Genomic DNA, 22,776 nt, shown 5'->3' on the forward strand with positions numbered 1-22,776 from the left:
GGGCCGCGGGCGGCCCATTCCTTGCGGTCCGGAGTGCCGCGCGGCGCTCCTCTTCTTGAAGTATCACCTTGTCTTTCGAATCCCTTGTCGTGCTCGCAGCGCTTGCGCTGGTGGTGGTTTTGCAGATCCTGGCCCTGCTGCGGCGCCAGGGCAGCGATGGCGGCGAGGCCGCCGGGATCCAGGGCGAAATCCAGGCGCAGCTGCAGGCGCTCGAGCGCAGCGTGCAAGCCACGCAGCTGGCCATCGCGCGCAGCGACGGCGCACTCGAGAGCATGGGCCAGCAGCTGCGCGCGCAGCTGGCCCAGGCCCGCGCCGATGCCGACGCCACGCGCGCCGCGCTGGGCGATGCGCTGTCGGGTTTTCGCCGCGAACTGACGGCGACGACGGCGGCGCTGACCGGCGAGAGCACGCGCTCGCGCCAGGCGCTATCCGACAGCACCAGCCTGTTCGAGCAGCGCATCCAGCAGCGTTTCGAGGCATTGTCCGAAGCCACGCGCGGCACGCTCGACTCGCTCAAGGGCGATGTGCAGAGCCAGCTCACGGCCATGTCGACCGCGCTCAAGGACCAGCTCGAAGGCAACGGCCACCAGATCCGCCATCAGTTCGGCGTGCTGCAGGATGCCGTGACGCAGCAGCTCGGCGGCCTGGTGCAGGGCAGCCAGAGCAGCGCCGAGCAGCTGCGCAGCGCGCTCAACGAGCGGCTTGCCGCCATCCAGTCGGACAACTCGGCCAAGCTCGAGGAAATGCGCCGCACGGTCGATGAAAAGCTGCATGCCACGCTGGAGCAGCGGCTGGGCGAGTCGTTCAAGCTGGTCAGCGACCGGCTCGAGCAGGTGCACAAGGGCCTGGGCGAGATGCAGACCCTGGCCGGCAGCGTCGGCGATCTCAAGCGCGTGATGACCAATGTGAAGTCGCGCGGCACCTGGGGCGAAATGCAGCTGGGCGCGATCATCGACAACGTGCTCACGCCGGCGCAGTACGCGCGCAATGTGAAGACCGTGCCGGGCAGCGACGAGCTGGTCGAGTTCGCGATCCGCCTGCCGGGCCCGTCGGGCGAGCAGCCGGTGTGGCTGCCGATCGATGCCAAGTACCCGGTCGAGCACTACCAGCGGCTGATGGATGCGCAGGATGTGGCGGACCGTGCGCTGGTGCAGAGCGCGGGCGTGGCGTTCGAGAACTCGATCAAGTTCGAGGCCCGCAAGATCTACGCGAAGTACGTGTCGCCGCCGCACACCACCGACTTCGCCGTGCTCTACCTGCCCACGGAAGGCCTGTTCGCCGAAGTCATGCGCCGGCCCGGCCTGGTCGAAGCCATCCAGAACGACTGCCGCGTGATGATCACCGGCCCCGCCAATCTCGCCGCCATGCTCAACAGCCTGCAGATGGGCTTCAAGACGCTGGCCATCGAGCAGCGTTCGTCGGAGGTCTGGGGGCTGCTGGGCGCCGTGAAGACCGAATTCGCCAAGTTCGGCGACGTGGTGGCCGCGACCAAGAAATCCATCGATGCCGCGGCGCGCAAGTTCGATGAAGTGGGTGTGCGCACGCGCGCCATCCAGCGCAAGCTGCGCGATGTGCAGGACCTGCCCGCGCCCGTGGCCACGGCGGTTTCGGTGCTGGCGTTGCCGGACCACGACGACGCGGAGGCCGACGCCGACGCCGGGCAGCCGGACAGCGCGCCGTGAACGCGGCGCTGTTCAAGGTCATTGCTTCCCAGGTCGCGGTGCATGCCACCATGGCCGGCGTGCGCCTGGCCGCGCCGCTGCTGGCGCTCAAGCAGGGCTACAGCGCGTCCGCGGTCGGCGTGCTGCTGGCGCTGTTTGCTCTGACCCAGGTGTTCCTGGCGCTGCCCGCGGGACGCTTTGCCGATCGCCACGGGCTGCGCCGGCCGTTCTTCATCGGCATGCTGATGGCCAGCACCGGCTGCGCCGCGGCCATGCTGCTGCCGACCTTTGCCGTGCTGTGCTTCGCGGCGCTGTGCACCGGCGGGGGCGCGGGCATCGTCGTGATCGCCGTGCAGCGCCATGCAGGCCGCGCCACGCACGACCCGGCGCAACTCAAGAAGGTGTTCAGCTGGCTGGCCATCGGCCCGGCCATTGCCAATTTCATCGGCCCGTTCTTCACCGGCTTGCTCATCGACCATGCAACGTTTGGCGAAAGTCCGCTGTCGGGCTACCGCGTGGCCTTCGGGCTGCTGGCGCTGAGCCCGGTCTGCGCCTGGCTCTGGGTGCGCCAGACGCGCGAGACGCCGCCCGCGCCGCGCCAGCCCCAGCCCGACGGCCAGCGCGCCTGGGATCTGCTCAACGATCCGGCGTTCCGCACCATCTTGATCGTCAACTGGCTGCAGTCGGCGAGCTGGGACGTGCACACCTTCGTGCTCCCGCTGCTGGGCCACGAGCGCGGCATGAGCGCTTCGGTCATCGGCACGCTGCTGGGCCTGTTTGCGGTGGCGGCCACCGCGGTGCGGCTGCTGATGCCGCTGATTGCCGACCGCCTGCGCGAAGGCGCGGTCATTGCAGTGGCCATGGCCGCGACGGCCTGCCTGTTTGTGATCTATCCGTTCACGCAGGGTGCGCTGACCATGGGCATCTGCTCGGTGCTGCTGGGCTTTTCGCTGGGCTCGGTGCAGCCGATGGTGATGAGCATGCTCCACCAGATCACGCCGCCGCACCGCCAGGGCGAGGCGCTGGGACTGCGGCTGATGGTCATCAATGCCTCGAGCGTGGCCATGCCCATGCTGTTTGGCGCGGCTGGCGGCGTCATCGGCATCTCGGCCTTGTTCTGGTCCGTGGGCGTGGGCGTGTCGTGCGGCATCCGCGCGGCCTGGGGCATCGGGCTGCGGGCGCCGGAGGCCGAAAAAAAGGCGGCTGAATTGCCGCCTTGAGCGCAGGGGGGAGACCCCTAGGTCTTCTGCCCGATCTCGTAATAACGTTTGATCAGCATCCAGGCTTCGGCCGGATCGTCCGTGTAGTGGAACAGGTCGCGGTCCGCGGGCGAGATCGTGCCTTCTTCGATCATCAAATCGAAGTTGAGCAGTTTCTTCCAGAATTCGCTGCCGAACAGGATCACCGGCACGGGCCGGCTCTTGCGCGTCTGCACCAGGGTCAGCACCTCGAACAGTTCGTCCAGCGTGCCGAAGCCGCCGGGAAACGCCACCAGCGCCTTGGCGCGCATCAGGAAGTGCATCTTGCGCAGCGCGAAGTAGTGGAACTTGAAGCTCAGGTCGGGCGTGATGAAGCGGTTGCCGCTTTGCTCGTGGGGCAGGGCGATGTTCAGTCCGATGTTGTCCACGCCGACATCGTGCGCGCCGCGGTTCGCGGCTTCCATGATGCCGGGGCCGCCGCCAGTGCAGATGTAGAGGCGCTCCTGCGGCGCCTGCTTCAGGCTGTCGGTGGCCACGATGCGCGCGAACTGGCGTGCCTGGTCATAGCGCTCGGCGTTGCGCACCGCCCGCCGGGCCAGCAGCACACGCGCCGCGTCGCCGCTGGCCTGCGCCTCCTCGAGCTGGATCGCCGCCTGCTCGGGATCGACGAAGCGCGCGCTGCCATACACCACCACGGTGTGTTCTATGCCGTGTTCGCGCTGCGCGACGTCGGGTTTGAGCAGTTCGAGCTGCATGCGGATGCCGCGGGTTTCGCGCCGGAACATGAATTCCGGGTCGGCAAATGCGAGGCGGTTCGAATTGGGTTGCAGCACGGCGCCGTTGTGGGCCTGGTCGTGCAACTGAGCCCAGGCATCGGCGACATCGAGTTCGGAAAGTGGAGTGGAAATTTTCATGTAGCCTCGACAAGTTGAAAGCGCGCTGGGCGCCGGACACCACGATCCCCATTGCGGCGCGCACGCCGTGCACTGCCGCTGAGTCCACTATACGCTCACAAACTCATAGCTTCGGACTGGCGCCGCCAATTGGTGCCAGCGTCATCGAAGGCCGGAAAAACGCGTGCCCCCGGCGCGGCGGGCGACGGGGGCACGGCTTCATCCGGAATGCGGAGTGTCAGAAGCGGTTGTCCACGTGTGCGGCATCGCCATGGTCGGGATCGCTGGACACCACGCGGCTGGTGGCCGGCGGCACGTTCTGCCCGTTGCGGCGCGCGCGGAACAGCGCCGCGCGCATCAGGAAAATGGTCGTGATCGGAACGGTCACCGAGATGAATACCGCGATCAGCAGCGCATGCAGCACCAGGCGCGATTCCAGGACCGAGAAGAACAGCACCGTGGCATGCATGATGGACCAGCAGCCCAGCGTGGCGATGATGGACGGCGAATGCACGCGCTCGAAGTAGCTTTTCAGCCGCACCAGCCCCAGCGCTCCCAGCAGGGTGATCAGCGCGCCGATCAGCACCAGCAGGCCGACCACGGCCTGTGCCCAGAGAGGAATGGCCGACGGCGTCATTCGATCACCTCCCCACGCAGCAGGAACTTGGCCATGGCCGTTGAACTCACGCAGCCGAACATGGCGATCAGCAGCGCGGCCTCGAAATAATCGGTGCTGCTGTAGAGGATGCCCAGCACCAGCATGGCCAGCATGCCGATGATGTAGAGGCAGTCGAGTGCCAGCACCCGATCCTGTGCCGCCGGACCCTTGAGCAGCCGGTACAGTGCGCAGGTCATGGCCAGCACCAGCAGGAATAGCGCAAAGGACAGCGTCCCGATGAAATACGGGCTCATTCAAAAATCTCCATCAACAGGCGCTCGTAGCGGTTCTTGACATGGTCGATCAGCTTCTGCGGATCGCCGACTTCCAATGCATGAAGCAGCAGCATCGAGCGGTCGCGCGACAGCTCGGCCCAAGACGTACCGGGGGTGATGCAGACGATCATCGCCAGCACCGCCAGTGCATTTGGATCACGCAGTTCGAGCGGAATGTGCACGAAGTCGGCGCTGTGTTTGCGATAGGACTTGATCAGCAGGAAGCGCACCACGACGAGGTTCGACAGCGAGGTGTCGTAGGCCACGTTGAGCGCCAGCCGGAGAATGCTCAGCGGGCGACGGATGCGCACCGGCAGCGGCCGCAGGCCACGCAGCAGCACCGGCACCAGCAGGCCTGCGATCGCACCCAGCACCACATGGCCTGCGCTCAGCGAATGGTTGAGAAGCAGCCACAGCAGGAATAGCGCCACCGACAGCAGCGGGGCCGGCAGGATGCGTTTCATGGCTGCTCCTTTGCGCGAACGGGAACGGGATTGGGCACCGGCGCCTGCGTGAGCACGCCATGGATATAGGTGCCGGGCGCATGCAGCGCATCGGCAGCGTTCTGCATATAGCGCAGCACCGGGCCGGCCTGCACGGTCAAGGCAATGCAGCAGCCCAGCAGTACCGCAATCGGCAGCCCTTCGGCCACGCGCAGCTGCGGCGTGTTGCGATCATGGCTGGCCCAGAAATGGCGCATGCCGACGCGGACCAGCGAAATCGTCGCGACCAGGCCGGTGGCTATCATCAGCGCCAGCATGGTCCAGCCGAGCATGCCGGGCTGGTGGCCCGCCGAGGTGCCTACGCCCATGGGGTTGAGCACGGCATTGAGCATGGCGATTTTGCCGACAAAGCCCGACAAGGGCGGCAGGCCGGCAATGATCAGCGTGCAGACCAGGAACGCCAGGCCTAGAAAGGCCGCGGCAGCGGGAATCACGCGGCCGATCAGCACTTCCTCGTCCTCGTCGAGGTTCAGGCCGGTGGTGGGCACCAGTTCGGCGTTGAGAAACGGCGCTTCGTCGTCTTCATACGGCGCGGTGCGTGCACCCGCATTGCGCCAGCGGTCGAGCAGGTCGGCCAGCAGGAACAGCGCGGCCACGGCAAAGGTCGAACTGGGCAAATAGTAGAGCAAGCCGGCCGTGAGCAGGTTCTGGCCGAAGCCCGTGGCGGCCAGCAGCGTGCCAGACGACAGGATGGCGGCATAGCCCGCCATGTTGGTCAGGCGCTGCGTGCCCAGCATGCCGACGGCGGCAAAGGCCATGGTCAGCAGGCCGCCGCAGATCAGCCAGTTGCTGCCGAACAGCGCGGACTCGCCGGCCTGGCTGCTGAACATCAGCGTCCACAGCCGCAGCACGGTATAGACGCCCAGCTTGGTCATCAGCGCAAACAGCGCGCCCACGGGGGCGGTGGCCGCGCTGTAGGCCGGAACAAGCCAGAAGTTCACCGGCCACAGTGCGGCCTTGATGAGGAAGGCCATTGCCAGGATGCCCGCGGCGGCGTGCAGCAGGCCGCGGTCGGCGGGATCGACATGCGGAATCGCGCTGGCCAGGTCGGCCATGTTCAGCGTGCCGGTGATGCCGTAGAGCATCGACACGCCGATCAGGAACAGCGAGGACGCGGCCAGGTTGATGGCGATGTAGTGCAGGCCCGACTGGATGCGCGCGCGGCCCGAGCCATGCAGCAGCAGGCCATACGATGCCGCCAGCGTGATCTCGAAGAACACGAACAGGTTGAACAGGTCGGCCGTGAGGAAGGCGCCCGCCAGCCCCATCAGCTGGAACTGGAACAGCGGGTGGAAGTGCACGCCCGCGCGGTGCCAGCGCACGGCCGCGAACACGATCGATGCCAGCGCGACGATGCTGGTGGTGACCAGCATCAGCGCCGACAGCCGGTCAAGCGCCAGCGAGATGCCGAATGGCGCCGGCCAGTTGCCCGGCTGGTACACGCCCATGGTCACGGGCGCACCGGCCTGGTCGGTCCACAGCAACAGTGCCACGGCAATCACCAGTCCGATCAGCGTCGACAGGATGTTCAGCGTCAGCTTGACGCGTTGCAGTTCCTCGCGCATCAGCAGCATCAGCGCCGCAGTCAGCATGGGCAGCATGATGGGTGCCAGCATCAGGTGCGGCATGAGCAGGGAAATGAACTCCATCATGGCATTTCCTGCACATCACGCGAGTGCACTCCATCCACATGGTCGTTGCCGGCCGTGCCGCGCGAGGCGAGCAGCACCACCAGGAACAGCGCCGTCATGGCGAAGCCGATGACGATGGCCGTGAGCACCAGGGCCTGGGGCATGGGGTCGGCGTAGTTCACGAGATCCGTCGGCACGCCGGCGCGCAGCACCGGTTCCTTGTCGATGGCCAGCCCCTGGCGGCCCATGCTGAAGATGAACAGGTTGACGGCATAGGCCATCAGCGACAGGCCCATGATGACCTGGTAGGTCCGCGGGCGCAGCAGAAGCCAGACACCCGAGCCGGTCAGCACGCCAATGGCAAGAGCAAGCACGATCTCCATCAGTGGGCTCCCTCGTTGGCTTCGTCTTCGAGCAGGCGCGCATGGTAGCGGTGGCCGCGTACGGATTGGTGGGCAATGGCCGTCAGTATCAACATCGTGGAACCTACGACCAGCGTGAACACGCCCAGGTCGAAGAAGGTGGCGCTGGCCAGGTGGATCTCGCCCACCAGCGGCAGTGTGAAATGGAAGCTGTGGCTGGTCATGAACGGGTAGCCGACCACCACCGAGCCGAAGCCGGTGAGCAGCGCGAACAGCAGCCCCGCGGCAATCCAGCGCCGGGGGTAGAGCGCGAAGTGGGCCTCGACCCACTGCGTGCCGGAGATGATGTATTGCAGGACCAGCGCCACCGAGAACACCAGGCCGGCCACGAAGCCGCCGCCGGGCTCGTTGTGGCCGCGCATGAACAGGTAGATCGCCACCAGCGTGGCGAACGGCAGCAGCAGCCGTACCAGCACCGCCGGCACCATCAGGTAACCCACGGCGGTGTCGCCCGCATGGCGCGGGTTGAGCAGGTCTGTCTGCAGGTCGCCGGGCACGTAACGCTGCTGCTCGGGAAGGTCCATGGTCTCGCGCGCCGGCCGGAAGCGCCGCAGCAGCGCATACACCGTGAGCGCCACGACGCCCAGCACGACGATCTCGCCAAAGGTATCGAAGCCGCGGAAGTCGACCAGCATCACGTTGACCACATTGGTGCCGCCGCCGCCGCTGAGCGCATTTTCCAGGAAGAAGGTCGAGGTGCTGTCGTGGAACGGGCGGCTCATCATCGCAAACGCGAGCCAGGCCATGCCGCCGCCTGCCGCCAGCGCCAGCGCGAAGTCCCGCAGCCGGCGCGCCCGGGCGCGGATCTGGGTCGACAGCGCGGGAATGTGCAGGTTCTTGTCGCGCTTGGGCAGCCATCGCAGGCCCAGCATGATCAGCACCGTGGTCACGACCTCCACCACCAGCTGGGTCAGCGCCAGGTCGGGTGCCGAGAACCAGAGAAAGGTGATGCAGACGCAGAGGCCGGACACGCTGAGCATGATCAGCGCGGCCATCCGATGGTACTTGGCCTTCCAGGCCGCGGCCAGCGCGCAGGTGCTGCCAATGATCCACAGCAGCACGAAGGCCGGCGATACCGGCAGCGTGCCCCGGTCGCCCAGTTCCAGGCCGCTGGTCCACAGTGGCAGGAAGCCAGCGGCCAGCGCCAGGCACACCAGCCACAGCATCTGCCACTGCAGGCGCATGGTGCTCAGCAGGCGCCGGCCCTGGCGCGCGCCGGCTTGGGCCAACGCCAGCGCGTAGTCGAAAAAGCGCCGTCCGTCGAAATGGCGCAGGATGGGGGCGGTTTCGACATGTCCGGCCTTGCGCAGCCAGCCGAGCAGGCAATGGATTGCAATGCCGCCCAGCAGCGCCAGCACGCTCATGATCAGCGGTGCGTTCACACCATGCCAGACGGCCAGGCTGAACGCGGGCAGCGTGCCGCCCACCACGGGCGCGGCGGCGGCGCGCAGGAAGTCGCCCATGGCCCAGGCCGGGGCGATGCCGACCACGACGCAGGCCACCACCAGCAGTGCGATCGGGGCGATCATCCAGCGTGGCGGCTCGTGCGGCGTGAGCGGCAGATCGGTGGCCTTGGGTCCGAAGAACACGTCGACGGTGAAGCGCAGCGAATAGGCCACGCTGAACATGCCGGCCAGGGTTGCCGCCACGGGCAGCCATGAGCGCACCCAGGGCGCGGCGTCGAGATAGACGGTCTCGGCAAAGAACATTTCCTTGGACAGGAATCCATTGAGCAGCGGCACACCGGCCATTGCCGCGCTGGCCACCATCGCCAGCGTGGCAGTGACCGGCATCATGGTGCGCAGCCCGGACAGCCGGCGAATGTCGCGCGTGCCGCTTTCATGGTCGACAATGCCCACCGCCATGAACAGCGACGCCTTGAAGGTCGCGTGGTTCATGATGTGGAACACTGCGGCCACGGCCGCCAGCGGGCTGTTGAGGCCCAGCAGCAGCGTGATCAGGCCCAGGTGCGAGATGGTGGAGTAGGCCAGCAGTCCCTTGAGGTCGTTCTGGAACATTGCCAGATAGCCGCCCAGCAGCAGCGTGCACAGCCCTGCGCCGCCGACCAGCCAGAACCAGGGCTCGGTGTCGCCCAGCACCGGCCACATGCGCGCCAGCAGGAATACGCCGGCCTTGACCATGGTGGCCGAGTGCAGGTAGGCCGACACCGGCGTGGGCGCGGCCATGGCATGGGGCAGCCAGAAATGGAACGGGAACTGCGCGCTCTTGGTCAAGGCGCCGAGCAGGATGAGCACCAGCGCGGTGAGATAAAGGTGATGGTCGCGGATCTGCTGGCCCGCGGCAAGGATATGGTCGAGATCGTAGCTGCCGACGATATGGCCCAGCACCAGCATGCCGGCGAGCATGCACAGCCCGCCTGCGCCCGTGACCGTCAACGCCATGCGCGCGCCCTGGCGCGCGTCCTTGCGGTGGTGCCAGTAGCCGATCAGCAGGAACGAGAACAGGCTGGTCAGCTCCCAGAAGAACGCCAGCTGGATCACGTTGCCCGAGAGCACCACGCCCATCATGGCGCCCATGAATGCCAGGAAGAACGCAAAGAAGCGTGGCACTGGATCGGCGGGCGACATGTAGTAGCGCGCGTAGAGCACCACCAGCGAACCGATGCCCAGCACCAGCATGCAGAACATCCACGCAAAGCCATCCATGCGCACGATCAGGTTCATGCCCAATGCCGGTATCCAATCTATCTCCTCGCGCAGCACGCCGCCATCGGCGACCTCGGGAAACAACAGTGCCACCTGGATGGCACAGCCCAGGGCAATCACTCCGGCCAAGGTGGACTCGGTATTGCGGGCGTTGGTCGGCAATACGGCAGCCAGCAGGCTGCCGAGGAAGGGCAGAATAATGAGGAAGATCAACGGCATGTGCGTGACATTTTAGGGGCAAGCTGCCGAATTCCGCTATGAAAATCTGAGCATGTTTTCAATTAGGGTCATGGCGCAGACAGAAAAAAAGCCGCTGCAGCGCAAGGGCTGTAGCGGCTTCCCGGGAGAGCCGGGCGCACGGGGGTGGGAACCCTTTTTCAATCGGCTTTGGTGCTGTTGGGCGCAGGCCCGGCAGCGGAGGTTTCGGCGGCCAGTACGCTGCTGCCGGAAAAGGTTTTCCCGTTCACCGTAAGGCCATTTGCCGAGAATCTGGCCGCGGCGGCGCTTCCGATGCCGTGCACGCGTGCAATCAGGTCCGGCCAGCCGGCAAAAGGCGCCCGGTCCCGCTGGGCAATGATGCGCTGCGACAGCGCGGGACTGATACCCGGGATGGCATCGAGTTCAGCCAGCGTTGCCATATTGACATCGGTCGCGGCAAAAACGCAGGCTGCGTGGAGCATTGCAAAGGTGGTAAGGACTGGCTTGAACATCGCGCTTCCTCGCGAGGGGCATCCAAGACTTGGAACTGCAAGTCCCCTCAGGCGATCGTTAATGTAGGACATTGCACTACATTGAGCAGGAAAACCGGAGAAAGTGCGGGGTTGCTGGCGTTTGCCAGCCGCTACAACTCTTCCACGCGCCGTGCCGGATAGCTGTCCCAGCTCTGGCAGCCGGGACAATGCCAGAAATGCTGGCGCGCCTCGAAGCCGCAGGCCGCGCAGCGATAGCGTGTCAGCGGCTTGCTCGCATGTTCGAGCGCGCGCTGCACGGCGGGGTGGTGTTCTTCCTCGGCAAAAGGCTCGTCCGCGAGCCAGCGCGTGGCGGCCACCAGCGAGGGCTCCTTGCCCAGATGCTCGACATAGCGCTGGCGTCCGGGAGCGTCGGGCTTGCCGGCATCGAGCGCCACCAGCGCCTGCAGCAAATCCAGCGAGGGCGAGCGCAGGTATTGCGCTTCGAGCCACGGCCGGATCGGCGCATCGGGAAGTGTCTGGGCGATCTCGGGCAACAAGCCGGCGGCGAGCGGCAGTGCGTTGGGGCTTTTCTCGGCCAGTGCCTGCAAGGTGGTCCAAGCCTGCGCGGTCTGACCCAGACGGTGTTGCAGCCTGGCCAGATCGATCTGCGGGCGTCCGGCGGCCGGGGCCAGCAGCAGTGCCTGCTGGTACTGTGCCATGGCGGCTTCGAGCTGGCCGCTCGCAGCCAGCACATCGGCACCTTCGCACAGATAGTGCGCCAGGCGCACGCTGAAATCGCCCTGGCGCGCGGTCTGCATGCGGTGGGCAATGTCGCTGGCCTGCTTCCAATCGCGCGAGCGTTCATAGATGGCAAGCAACGCAAGCCGGGCCTCGGCCTCGTAGCTCGTGCCTTCGAGGCGGCGCAGTGCGTCCTCCGCGCGGTCGAGCAGTCCTGCCTTGAGGAAGTCGAGCGCAAGCGCATGCTGGGCGCGGTCGCGGTCAGGCCGGGTCAGGTCGCCGCGCGACAGCAGGTGCTCATGCACGCGCACCGCGCGGTTGTACTCGCCGCGGCGGCGGAACAGATTGCCCAGTGCGAAATGCAGCTCCGACGTGTCGGGGTCGTTTTGCACCGCCTCGATGAAGGCATCGATGGCCTTGTCCTGCTGCTCATTGAGCAGGAAGTTCAGTCCCTTGAAGTAAGCCTTGGGGGCGCTGCGGTTTTCCGCGCGCATCTGCCGGGCATCGAAGCGTGAGGCCAGCCAGCCCAGCACGAAGGCAAGCGGCAAACCCAGCAGGATCCAGTTGAGATCAAATTCCATGGAGATCGTGCGGAGGCAGGGAGGGCGCGGGTGCTGCCGGGGCTTCGGCAGATGCAGGCGCTGTCGCCGCTGCGGGCTGCGCGGCGCGCTGTGCGGCGCTGCGGTGCTTGAGCCAGCGCGGCACCATGCCCAGCACCCCGGCAACGAGCCCGGCGGCAAACGCCGTGAGCACGATCAGCACCTGCGGTGCGGTCCATTGGGTGCCGAAGAAGAAATGCACCGTGGCGTTTTGCTGATTGTTCAACGCAAAGGCGAACAGCGTAAAAAAAATGGCCGCCTTGAGCAGCCACAGGATGTATTTCATGCAATCCCTTCGTGACGGCCTGATTCTATAGGCCTTGTTTCCACTCTGGGGCTTGCAGGTTCAAGGCTGGTGGCTGTTGCGCTGTGCCGGCAAAGAGGCCAGGGCTTGGGCACCGCCGAGTTCGGTGGTGCGCTGGTCCACGGCTTCGCGCAGGGCCTTGCCGGGCTTGAAGTGGGGCACGCGCTTTTGCGGAATGTGCACGGCCTCGCCGCTGCGCGGATTGCGGCCCATGCGCGCGAGGCGGTGGTTGATGGAGAAACTGCCAAAGCCACGGATTTCAATGCGCTGCCCGCGCACCAGGGCATCGCCCACCGCATCCAGGATGGTCTTGACGGCAAGCTCGGCGTCGCGTTGCGTCAATTGGCCGAAACGCGCGGCCAGTTCTTCGACGAGATCAGAGCGGGTCATCGAAAGCAAATCCAGTTAGCACCGGGACAACCGGTTTTGAAGAAAAAAGCGGCGGGCGCCATAAGCGCCCGCCGCATCCAACTCAAGCCTTGCGGCAGGAGCTCAGGCATCACGAGGTGGCACCTGACGCTCCCGCGCTTTACTTGTCGGAGTTGTCCAGCTTGGCGCGCAGCAGGGCGCCCAGGCTGGTCGTGCCAGCGCTTTCGCGCGACGACTGTGCCGACAGCGAAGCCATGGCTTCTTGCTGCTCAGCCATGTCCTTCTGCTTGATGGACAGCTGGATGTTGCGGGTCTTGCGATCCACGTTCAGCACCACGGCAGTGACTTCGTCGCCTTCCTTGAGCACCGAGCGGGCATCTTCCACGCGGTCGCGCGAGAGTTCCGAAACGCGCAGGTAGCCGACGATGTCGTCGCCCAGGTCGATTTCAGCGCCACGGGCGTCAACGGTCTTGACCTTGCCGGTCACGATCTGGCCCTTGTCGTTGACAGTGGCGAAGGTCGTGAAGGGGTCGCTGTCCAGCTGCTTGATGCCCAGGCTGATGCGCTCGCGCTCGACGTCCACGGCCAGCACGATGGCTTCGACTTCTTGACCCTTCTTGTAGTTGCGAACCGCGGCTTCGCCGGTTTCGTTCCACGACAGGTCGGACAGGTGCACCAGGCCGTCGATGCCGGCAGCCAGGCCAACGAACACGCCGAAGTCGGTGATCGACTTGATCGGGCCCTTGACGCGGTCGCCACGCTTCGTGTTCTGGGCGAATTCTTGCCAGGGGTTAGCCTTGCATTGCTTCATGCCCAGCGAGATGCGGCGCTTGTCTTCGTCGATTTCGAGAACCATGACTTCGACTTCGTCGCCCAGCGACACCAGCTTCGAAGGAGCAATGTTCTTGTTGGTCCAGTCCATTTCGGAGACGTGCACCAAGCCTTCGATACCGGGTTCGAGTTCCACGAACGCGCCGTAGTCGGCGATGTTCGTGACCTTGCCGAACAGGCGCGTGCCCGAAGGATAGCGGCGCGAAACGCCCATCCAGGGATCGTCACCCATTTGCTTCAGGCCCAGGGACACGCGGTTCTTCTCGGTGTCGAACTTCAGGATCTTGGCCGTGATTTCCTGGCCAGCCGTCACCACTTCCGAGGGGTGACGCACGCGGCGCCATGCCATGTCGGTGATGTGCAGCAGGCCGTCGATGCCGCCCAGGTCGACGAACGCACCGTATTCGGTGATGTTCTTGACCACGCCCTGGACGATGGCGCCTTCCTTCAGCGTTTCCATCAGCTTGGCGCGCTCTTCGCCCATCGAGGCTTCCACGACAGCGCGGCGGCTCAGCACCACGTTGTTGCGCTTGCGGTCGAGCTTGATGACCTTGAATTCCAGGGTCTTGTTTTCGTAAGGCGTCAGATCCTTGATCGGACGCGTGTCGATCAGCGAACCGGGCAGGAATGCGCGGATGCCGTTGACCAGGACCGTCAGGCCGCCCTTGACCTTGCCCGAAGTGGTGCCGGTCACGAACTCGCCCGATTCCAGGGCCTTTTCCAGGGCCAGCCACGAGGCCAGGCGCTTGGCGGTGTCGCGCGACAGGATGGTGTCGCCGTAGCCGTTTTCGATGGAGCCAATGGCCACCGAGACGAAGTCACCGACTTGGACTTCGACTTCGCCCTGGTCGTTCTTGAATTCGTCGAGGGGCACGTAGGCTTCGGACTTCAGACCGGCGTTGACCACCACGAAGTTGTGCTCGACGCGCACGACTTCAGCGGTGATGACTTCGCCAGGACGCATTTCCGTGCGTTGCAACGATTCTTCGAACAGGGCGGCAAAAGATTCAGACATGTATTTCCTTGGCCGCAAACAGGTTTCCGGGAGCACGATTGCCCACGTTTTTAAGACTGCTTGCGGAGGTTGCGGACGGGTCCGCAGGCTATAGTTAAAGACCCTCTGCCATTCGCTAGCCCGGGCGAAAAAGCGGCACAGGGGACTGGTTTCAACCTTTGAAGGGTTGTCGCTGCTGCCACCAGTGCAGCACCTGTTCGACCACCTGTTCGATGGAAAGTTCAGAGCTGTCGAGGGACAGTGCGTCTGGTGCGGGCTTGAGCGGTGCCACGCTGCGCAGCATGTCGCGCGCGTCGCGTGCTTCAAGGTCAGCACGAAGCGCGGTTATGTTAGCCGAAATTCCTTTGGAAATCAACTGTTTATACCTTCTCGCAGCACGGCATTCGGCTGAAGCGATCAGGTAGACCTTGAGCGGCGCCGCGGGAAAGATCACCGTGCCCATGTCGCGGCCATCGGCCACCAGGCCGGGCAGGCGCTGAAAGTTCAGCTGCAGCGACACCAGCGCCGCGCGCACCGCGGGCAGTGCCGAGACGCGCGAAGCGTCCATGCCGGCGGTCTCGCTGCGGATCGCGTGGCCAATGTCCTCGTCGCCCAGCAGGATCTGCTGCGTGGCGGTGAAGCGGATCGGCAGCGTGCGCACCAGCGCCGCGATCTCTTCTTCGTGCACCGGGTCGATGGCAATGCCGGCGCGATGCGCCGCCAGGCCCGCAATCCGGTAGAGCGCGCCCGAGTCCAGGATGCCATAGCCCAGGCGCTGCGCGACTTCGGCGGCAATCGTGCCCTTGCCCGACGCCGTCGGCCCGTCGATGCAGATCACCGGAATGCGCTCGCGCGGCGTCTCGCAGACCGAGAACAGCGCCTCGAAATAATCGGGAAAGGTCTTGGCCACGCATTTCGGGTCTTCGATGCGCACCGGAAGCTGCTGCGGATTGAACGCGGCCAGCGAAAAACACATCGCGACGCGATGGTCGTCATAGGTATGGATGCTGGCCGCGCGCCAATCGGCGGGCCGGGCCGGCGGCGTCACACGCAGATAGTCCGCGCCTTCTTCCACGCTCGCGCCCAGCTTGCGCAGCTCGCAGGCCATGGCCGCAATGCGGTCGGTTTCCTTGACGCGCCAACTGGCGATGTTGCGCAGCGTGGTGGTTCCCTCGGCATACAGCGCCATCACGCCCAGCGTCATGGCCGCATCGGGAATGTGGTTGCAATCCAGATCAATGGCCTGCAGCGGCCAGCGTCCGCGCCGCACCTGCAGCCAGTTCGGGCCGCTCTCGATCTCGGCGCCCATGGCTTGCGCGGCTTCGACGAAGCGGATGTCGCCCTGGATGGACTGCGCGCCCACGCCCAGGATGCGCACGCCGGGACCCGCGGCAATCGCCCCCAGTGCAATGAAATAGCTGGCGGAAGACGCATCGGCTTCGACATGGATCTCCCCGGGCGAGCGGTAGCGGCTGCCGGCGGGAATCTGAAAGCGCTGCCAGTTATCGTTGCGCACCGCGATGCCGAAGCGCGCGAGCAGCTCCAGCGTGATGTGGATATAGGGCTTGGAGATCAGCTCGCCGACGACTTCGATGGTGATGTCCTGCGCGGCCGCGCGCAGCGGCAGCGCCATCAGCAGCGAGGTGAGGAACTGGCTGGAGACGTCGCCGCGCACCTGGATCGGCGCCTGCACCGCTGCGGCGCGGAAGTCGGCGGGCGCGATGCGCAGCGGCGGATAGCCGTCGTTGCCCAGGTAGTCGATGCTGCAGCCCAGCTGGCGCAGGCCATCGACCAGGTCGCCGATCGGACGCTCGTGCATGCGCGGCACGCCGCTGAGCGTGAATTCGCCGCCCAGCAGTGCAAGCGCCGCCGTGAGTGGACGCATGGCCGTGCCCGCGTTGCCCAGGAACAGCTCGGCCGCCGTGCCTGGGGGCAGCGCGCCGCCGATGCCAGTGATGCGCAGGCTGTCGCCCTCGCGCTCGAGCCTGCAGCCGATCTGCTCCAGCGCCGTGAGCATGACGCGCGTGTCGTCGGAATCGAGCAGGTCGTGTACCTGCGTCGTGCCTTCGCTCAGCGCCGCCAGCAGCAGAACGCGGTTGGAGATGCTTTTCGAGCCCGGCAGGCGGACTTCGCCCCCGGCCGAGGCCAGGGCGGGGATATCGAGGAATTCGGTCTGGAACATGGCGCCTTTGCAGCGTGCGGGCTCAGGCGCCCTGGAAATGGGGGGAATGGGCGGGTGCGCCCGCGCGGCTCTCGCCGGAGCCGGCCGCGCCTGAGCCGGCCGCGCCTGTACCGGCCGTGCCTGTACCGGCCGCACCTGAGCCGGCCGCACCCATGCGCCAGCCCGCGCGTGCGGCGCTGGCCAGCGTGAGCCGGTCCTGCAGGCCCTGGGCATCGCCGGCTTGCATCAGTTCCTCGAGGTTCTGCAGCGCCGCGCGGAACTGCGCCGACTGGGCCAGCACCTGTTCGCGGTTGGCCATCAGGATGTCGCGCCAGATCTGCGGATTGCCGCCGGCAATGCGCGTGAAGTCGCGGAACCCGGGGCCCGCCAGCGCCAGCGTGGCGTCGGCATCCGGCTGGGTCAGCACGCTCTGCATCATGGCAAACGCCAGCAGGTGCGGCAGATGGCTCACGGTGGCCAGCGTCGCGTCATGCGCCTCGGGCGACATGCTGTGCACGTTGCAGCCCAGTGCCTGCCAGATGCGGCGCGCCTGCTCCAACTGCACGGTCAGCGTGCGCTCGGTAGGGGTGAGCACCACATGGCTGCCGACGTAGAGGTCGGCCTCGGCATGCTCGACGCCCGCGACTTCCTTGCCGGTGATCGGATGGGCCGGCACGAAGGAGCCGATCCGGTCGCGCAGTCCCGAGCGCGCGGCCTGCACCACGTCGGCCTTGGTCGAGCCCACATCCATGATGAGCATCTGCGGAGTGACCAGATGCCGGATGGACTTGAGCGTCGCTTCGGTCGAAGCCACGGGCACGGCCAGCAGCACGATGTCCGCACCCGCGGCGGCCAGCAGCGCCGACGGCGCTTCGACGTCGATCACACCCAGCTGGCGCGCGCGTTCGGTGGTCGACGGCGACTTGCTGTAGCCGACCACGCGCTTGACCAAGCCGGCCTTCTTCAGAGCCAGCGCAAACGATCCGCCCATCAGGCCGCAGCCGATGAGCCCCAGTTGTTCAAACATCCACAGACTCCGGCGACGGCAGGGGAAAGAGGCCAGGCATGCGCATCATGCCGGCGTGGGGTAGGCGCCCAGCATCTTGTAGAACGCGCACAGGCCCTGCAGTTCCGCGAGCGCCTTGGCCACATGCGGCTCGCTCGGGTGGCCTGCCAGGTCGATATAGAAGTAGTACTCCCACTGGCCGGTGCGCGCGGGGCGCGACTCGAAGCGCGTCATCGACACGCCGTGCGTCTTGAGCGGCACCAGCAGGTCGTGCACGGCGCCGGGGCGGTTGGGCACGGAAATGATCAGGCTGGTCGAATCCTTGCCCGTCGCCTGTGGCATGGCCAGCGTCTGCGGCAGGCAGATGATGGCGAAGCGCGTGCGGTTGTAGGCTTCGTCCTGGATCGCATGGGCCACGGTATGCAGGCCGAACTGCTGCGCCGCGCGCTCGCCGGCGAGGCCGGCCCAGCTCGGGTTCAGCGAGGCCAGGCGTGCGCCCTCGGCATTGCTGTCGACCGGGCGGCGCTCGGCATGCGGCAGGTGCTTGGACAACCAGCCCTGGCACTGCGCCAGCGCCTGCGGGTGCGCGACCACGACCTCGATGCCGTCCAGCGAGTTGCTCAGCCGCAGCAGGTTGTGGCGGATCAGCAGGCTGACCTCGCCGACCACATGGCAGGGCGTGTGCAGGAACATGTCGAGCGAGCGCGTGACCACGCCTTCGGTCGAGTTCTCGACGCCGACCACGCCGTACTGGGCGCTGCCCGCGGCCGTGGCGTGGAACACCTCGTCGAAGTTGGCGCAATACATCAGGTCGGCGGCGCCGCCGAAATAGTCGACCGCGGCCTGCTCGCAGAAGGTCCCTGCCGGGCCGAGCACCGCCACGCGCTGGGGCGACTCCAGCGCCAGGCAGGCGGACATGATCTCGCGCCAGATGGCCGAGACGTGCGTGGCCTTCAGCGGGCCGGGGTTGGCGGCCTCGATCTTCTGGATGACCTGGGCCACGCGGTCGGGCCGGAAGAACGGTGTGCCTTCGCGTTTCTTGACTTCACCGACCTGCTCGGCAACGCGCGCGCGCTGGTTGACCAGCGACAGCAGCTGTTGGTCGATGCTGTCGATCTGCTGGCGCAGGTCGGCGAGGTCGGGCGAGGCTTGGGGCGTGTTGATCACAGAGTGTCTCTCAGGCGTGTTGTTGTTCGAAGGCATGCATGTAGTCGACCAGCGCCTGGACGCCGGCCAGCGGCATGGCGTTGTAGATGCTCGCGCGCATGCCGCCCACCGACTTGTGGCCCTTGAGCTGCAGCAAGCCGCGCTCCTTGGCGCCGGCCAGGAAAGCGTCGTTGAGCGCCTCGTTGCGCAGGAAGAACGGGATGTTCATGCGCGAGCGGCAGTTGGCTGCGACCTTGTTCACATACAGCTGCGACTGGTCGATGCTGCGGTACAGCAGCTCGGCCTTGGCGATGTTGCGCTGCTCCATTGCGGCAATGCCGGACAGCTCGCCTTCGCGCTGGCGCTTGAGCCACTGGAAGGTCAGGCCGGCGACGTAGATGCCCCAGGTCGGCGGCGTGTTGAACATCGACTGGTTATCGGCCACGATCTTGTAGTCAAATGCACTGGGGCACACGGGCAGGGCATGGCCGAGCAGGTCTTCGCGCACGACGACGATGGTGAGCCCGGCCGGGCCGATGTTCTTCTGCGCACCGCCAAAGGCCAGGCCGACGCGGCTCCAGTCGACCGGACGCGAAGCCACCTGCGAGGAGAAGTCGATGACCAGCGGGGCATCGGAGCCCAGCGCCTTCAGGTCGGGCAGCTCATGGAACTCGACGCCATGGATGGTCTCGTTGGTGCACAGGTGCACATAGCTTGCGCCGCGGCTCAGGTCCCAGCTGGAGGTCGGCGGGATCGCGGTGAAGTTGCTGTCTTCGGCGCTGGCCGCGACATGCGCCTCGGACACATACTTGCGCGCCTCCTTGAGCGACTTCTGGCTCCAGCTGCCGGTCAGCACGAAGTCCGCCGTGCCCAGGTGCGCCAGGTTCATCGGCACGATGGCATTCTCGGCAAGCCCGCCGCCCTGCATGAACAGGATCTTGAAGTTCGCCGGAACCGCCAGCAGCTCGCGCAGGTCGGCTTCGGCCTGCTCGTAGATCGACATGAACTCCTTGCCGCGGTGGCTCATTTCCATCACGCCCATGCCGCTGCCGTGCCAGTCGAGCATCTCGGAAGCCGCCAGTTCCAGGACTTCGGCGGGAATGGCGGCGGGGCCGGCGGAAAAGTTGTACGGACGGTTCATGGTGTCTGCGTGCGGCGTTCGGCCGCGTACTTTGCGGGAGGGGGAAACAGGCACGCCGGCAATGCCGGCGTGTTCGGAGTGGGGCGGATCAGGCCTGGGGCGCGGCGTCGCCGTCCGCCGCGGCGCCGGCCGCCGCGGCATCGGCCGCCGCGGCATCGGCTGCCGCAGCATCAACCGCCTCGGCCTCCGCGGGCGCATCGTTCTCGGCGATGCGCTGCAGGCCGCTGAGCTGGGCGCCGTCATCGAGCGCGATCAGCGTCACGCCCTGCGTGGCGCGGCCCAGCTCGCGGATCTCGGCGACGCGGGTGCGCACCAGCACACCCTTGTCGGTGATCAGCATGATCTCGTCGTCGGCGCGCACCAGCGTGGCCGCGACGACCTTGCCGTTGCGCTCGGACTGCTGGATGGCGATCATGCCCTTGGTGCCGCGGCCGTGGCGCGTGTACTCGGCAATACTGGTGCGCTTGCCATAGCCGTTCTCGGTGGCGGTCAGCACGCTTTGCGGGTTGCTGTCGGAGTCCTCGGCGACCAGCATCGCGATGACGCTCTGGCCTTCCTCGAGCGTCATGCCGCGCACGCCGCGCGCCTGGCGGCCGAGCGGGCGCACGTCGTTCTCGTCGAAGCGCACGGCCTTGCCGCCATCGCTGAACAGCATCACGTCATGCGCGCCGTCGGTCAGCGCCGCGCCGATCAGGTAGTCGCCGTCGTCGAGGTTGACGGCAATGATGCCGGCCTTGCGCGGGTTGCTGAACTCGTTGAGTGCGGTCTTCTTCACGGTGCCCATGCTGGTGGCCATGAACACGTAGCGGTCCTCCGGGAAGGTGCGCATGTCGCCCGTGAGCGCCAGCACCACGTTGATCTTCTCGCCTTCCTGCAGCGGGAACATGTTGACGATGGGGCGGCCGCGCGAGCCGCGCGAACCCGCCGGCACTTCCCACACCTTGAGCCAGTACAGGCGGCCGCGGTTGGAGAAGCACAGCAGGTAGTCGTGCGTGTTGGCGATGAACAGCTGGTCGATCCAGTCGTCTTCCTTGGTTGCCGTGGCCTGCTTGCCGCGGCCGCCGCGCTTTTGCGCGCGGTATTCGGACAGCGGCTGGCTCTTGATGTAGCCGGTGTGGCTCAGCGTGACCACCATGTCGGTGGGCGTGATCAGGTCTTCGGTGGACAGGTCCTGGGCGCTGTATTCCACCGAGCTGCGGCGCGCACCGATCTTGCTCTGGCCGAACTCGGCCTTGAGCGCGGTCAGTTCCTCGCCGATGATCACGGACACGCGCGCGGGCTTGGCCAGGATGTCGAGCAGGTCCTCGATCATCGCCATGACGTCCTTGTACTCGGCCACGATCTTGTCTTGCTCGAGACCGGTCAGGCGCTGCAGGCGCATCTGCAGGATTTCCTGCGTCTGGGTTTCGGACAGGCGGTACTGGCCGTCCTTGCCCAGGCCGAACTCGGCTTCGAGGCCTTCGGGACGGTAGTCGTCGGCGCTCACCAGGCCGCCGTCTTCACGCGTGCGGGTGAGCATCTCGCGCACCAGCTTGCTGTCCCACGCGCGCGCCATCAGCTCGGCCTTGGCCACGGGCGGCGTCGGCGCATTGCGGATGATGGCAATGAATTCGTCGATGTTGGCCAGCGCCACGGCCAGGCCTTCGAGCACATGGCCGCGGTCGCGCGCCTTGCGCAGCTCGAACACGGTGCGGCGGGTGATGACCTCGCGGCGGTGCTGCAGGAAGACGGCAATCAGTTCCCTCAGGTTGCACAGGCGCGGCTGGCCGTCGATCAGCGCCACCATGTTCATGCCGAAGGTGTCTTGCAGCTGGGTCTGCTTGTACAGGTTGTTGAGCACCACTTCGGGCACTTCGCCGCGCTTGAGCTCGATCACCAGGCGCATGCCGGACTTGTCCGATTCGTCCTGGATATGGCTGATGCCTTCGATCTTCTTCTCGTGCACCAGCTCGGCCATGCGCTCCTGCAGCGTCTTCTTGTTGACCTGATAGGGCAGCTCGTCGACGATGATCGCCTGGCGCTGGCCGCGGTCGATGTCCTCGAAGTGGCACTTGGCACGCATCACCACGCGGCCGCGGCCAGTGCGGTAACCATCCTTGACGCCGTTGATGCCATAGATGATGCCGGCCGTGGGGAAGTCGGGCGCGGGCACGATTTCCATCAGCTCGTCGATGGTGGCCTCGGGGTTCTGCAGCATGTGCAGGCAGGCATCGACGACCTCGTTGAGGTTGTGCGGCGGGATGTTGGTGGCCATGCCCACGGCAATGCCGGACGAGCCGTTGACCAGCAGGTTGGGCAGGCGGCTGGGCAGCACCAGCGGCTCGCGTTCGCTGCCGTCGTAGTTGGGGCCGAAGTCGACGGTTTCCTTGTCGATGTCGGCAATCATCTCGTGCGCGATCTTGGCCAGGCGGATTTCGGTGTAGCGCATTGCCGCTGCGCTGTCGCCGTCGACCGAGCCGAAGTTGCCCTGGCCGTCGACCAGCATGTGGCGCAGCGAGAAGTCCTGCGCCATGCGCACGATGGTGTCGTACACCGCGGAATCGCCGTGCGGATGGTATTTACCGATCACATCGCCGACGATACGTGCCGACTTCTTGTAGGGCCGATTCCAATCATTGTTGAGTTCGTGCATCGCATAGAGCACGCGGCGATGCACGGGTTTGAGGCCATCTCGCGCGTCGGGAAGCGCGCGGCCCACGATCACGCTCATGGCGTAATCGAGATAACTGCGGCGCATCTCCTCTTCTAGGCTGATGGGCAGAGTTTCTTTAGCGAACTGGGTCATTGAGTGCGACTTTGACGGCAAGGGAGGCTCATTTTAGAGTCATTGGGCTGTAGTTGCTGCGCAACATATCCTGGGAATTACGCTTTTGTCGCGCGCAGCCCACCGCCGAGCCCGCCGCATTCG

At 66.0% G+C, this 22,776-nt stretch carries 19 protein-coding genes; 2 read left to right on the forward strand and 17 right to left on the reverse strand.

What is annotated here, in order from left to right; genetic code table 11:
- Positions 1-68: 68 nt before the first annotated feature.
- Positions 69-1,682: a DNA recombination protein RmuC gene (locus HUK68_RS07595; protein ID WP_175503639.1), complete on the forward strand. Its 1,614-nt coding sequence runs from the start codon at positions 69-71 to the stop codon at positions 1,680-1,682.
- Positions 1,679-2,881, forward strand: a complete 1,203-nt coding sequence (locus HUK68_RS07600) for an MFS transporter (RefSeq protein ID WP_175503640.1) — start codon at positions 1,679-1,681, stop codon at positions 2,879-2,881. The genes HUK68_RS07595 and HUK68_RS07600 overlap by 4 nt, the downstream gene beginning before the upstream one ends.
- Before the next feature lie 17 nt (positions 2,882-2,898).
- Here HUK68_RS07600 and HUK68_RS07605 read toward each other — a convergent pair whose 3' ends face one another.
- From HUK68_RS07605 to gyrA, 17 genes are all read right to left on the reverse strand, one after another.
- Entirely contained in the window at positions 2,899-3,774 is an 876-nt protein-coding gene (locus HUK68_RS07605; protein ID WP_175503641.1) for an LOG family protein, read from the reverse strand.
- 217 nt (positions 3,775-3,991) lie between these two features.
- Positions 3,992-4,390: a monovalent cation/H(+) antiporter subunit G gene (gene mnhG / locus HUK68_RS07610; RefSeq protein WP_175503642.1), complete on the reverse strand. Its 399-nt coding sequence runs from the start codon at positions 4,388-4,390 to the stop codon at positions 3,992-3,994.
- Positions 4,387-4,665, reverse strand: coding sequence for a K+/H+ antiporter subunit F (locus HUK68_RS07615; RefSeq protein WP_175503643.1), 279 nt, complete (start codon positions 4,663-4,665; stop codon positions 4,387-4,389). The genes mnhG and HUK68_RS07615 overlap by 4 nt, the downstream gene beginning before the upstream one ends.
- A complete protein-coding gene (locus tag HUK68_RS07620) occupies positions 4,662-5,150 on the reverse strand; it encodes a Na+/H+ antiporter subunit E (protein WP_175503644.1) in 489 nt (162 codons plus the stop codon). The genes HUK68_RS07615 and HUK68_RS07620 overlap by 4 nt, the downstream gene beginning before the upstream one ends.
- Positions 5,147-6,841: a monovalent cation/H+ antiporter subunit D gene (locus tag HUK68_RS07625; protein ID WP_175503645.1), complete on the reverse strand. Its 1,695-nt coding sequence runs from the start codon at positions 6,839-6,841 to the stop codon at positions 5,147-5,149. The genes HUK68_RS07620 and HUK68_RS07625 overlap by 4 nt, the downstream gene beginning before the upstream one ends.
- Positions 6,838-7,203: a Na+/H+ antiporter subunit C gene (locus tag HUK68_RS07630; protein WP_175503646.1), complete on the reverse strand. Its 366-nt coding sequence runs from the start codon at positions 7,201-7,203 to the stop codon at positions 6,838-6,840. The genes HUK68_RS07625 and HUK68_RS07630 overlap by 4 nt, the downstream gene beginning before the upstream one ends.
- Positions 7,203-10,127, reverse strand: a complete 2,925-nt coding sequence (locus tag HUK68_RS07635; RefSeq protein WP_175503647.1) for a monovalent cation/H+ antiporter subunit A — start codon at positions 10,125-10,127, stop codon at positions 7,203-7,205. The genes HUK68_RS07630 and HUK68_RS07635 overlap by 1 nt, the downstream gene beginning before the upstream one ends.
- 158 nt (positions 10,128-10,285) lie before the next feature.
- Positions 10,286-10,618 (reverse strand): ComEA family DNA-binding protein, encoded by a 333-nt coding sequence (locus tag HUK68_RS07640; RefSeq protein WP_175503648.1) that lies wholly within the window; start codon positions 10,616-10,618, stop codon positions 10,286-10,288.
- A 131-nt stretch (positions 10,619-10,749) separates the two neighbouring features.
- The gene (gene lapB, locus HUK68_RS07645; RefSeq protein ID WP_175503649.1) at positions 10,750-11,898 is read right to left on the reverse strand and encodes a lipopolysaccharide assembly protein LapB; all 1,149 of its coding nucleotides are present in this window, start codon (positions 11,896-11,898) and stop codon (positions 10,750-10,752) included.
- A complete protein-coding gene (locus HUK68_RS07650; RefSeq protein ID WP_175503650.1) occupies positions 11,888-12,202 on the reverse strand; it encodes a LapA family protein in 315 nt (104 codons plus the stop codon). The genes lapB and HUK68_RS07650 overlap by 11 nt, the downstream gene beginning before the upstream one ends.
- 60 nt (positions 12,203-12,262) lie before the next feature.
- Positions 12,263-12,610, reverse strand: coding sequence for an integration host factor subunit beta (locus HUK68_RS07655; RefSeq protein WP_175503651.1), 348 nt, complete (start codon positions 12,608-12,610; stop codon positions 12,263-12,265).
- A 139-nt stretch (positions 12,611-12,749) separates the two neighbouring features.
- On the reverse strand, positions 12,750-14,435 hold the full coding sequence (gene rpsA, locus HUK68_RS07660; RefSeq protein WP_175503652.1) for a 30S ribosomal protein S1: 1,686 nt from the start codon (positions 14,433-14,435) through the stop codon (positions 12,750-12,752).
- A gap of 151 nt (positions 14,436-14,586) precedes the next feature.
- Positions 14,587-16,596, reverse strand: a complete 2,010-nt coding sequence (locus HUK68_RS07665) for a bifunctional 3-phosphoshikimate 1-carboxyvinyltransferase/cytidylate kinase (protein ID WP_175503653.1) — start codon at positions 16,594-16,596, stop codon at positions 14,587-14,589.
- A 22-nt stretch (positions 16,597-16,618) separates the two neighbouring features.
- Positions 16,619-17,602 carry a prephenate dehydrogenase gene (locus tag HUK68_RS07670; RefSeq protein ID WP_175503654.1) on the reverse strand — a complete coding sequence of 328 codons (984 nt, stop codon included), beginning with the start codon at positions 17,600-17,602 and terminating at the stop codon, positions 16,619-16,621.
- A 45-nt stretch (positions 17,603-17,647) separates the two neighbouring features.
- The gene (gene pheA / locus HUK68_RS07675) at positions 17,648-18,784 is read right to left on the reverse strand and encodes a prephenate dehydratase (protein ID WP_390887769.1); all 1,137 of its coding nucleotides are present in this window, start codon (positions 18,782-18,784) and stop codon (positions 17,648-17,650) included.
- Positions 18,759-19,868 carry a 3-phosphoserine/phosphohydroxythreonine transaminase gene (gene serC, locus HUK68_RS07680; RefSeq protein ID WP_175503656.1) on the reverse strand — a complete coding sequence of 370 codons (1,110 nt, stop codon included), beginning with the start codon at positions 19,866-19,868 and terminating at the stop codon, positions 18,759-18,761. The genes pheA and serC overlap by 26 nt, the downstream gene beginning before the upstream one ends.
- Positions 19,869-19,956: 88 nt before the next feature.
- The gene (gene gyrA, locus HUK68_RS07685) at positions 19,957-22,653 is read right to left on the reverse strand and encodes a DNA gyrase subunit A (protein WP_175503657.1); all 2,697 of its coding nucleotides are present in this window, start codon (positions 22,651-22,653) and stop codon (positions 19,957-19,959) included.
- Positions 22,654-22,776 lie beyond the last annotated feature (123 nt).

Source organism: Comamonas antarctica, from assembly GCF_013363755.1.
Taxonomy (GTDB): Bacteria; Pseudomonadota; Gammaproteobacteria; order Burkholderiales; family Burkholderiaceae_C; genus Comamonas; species Comamonas antarctica.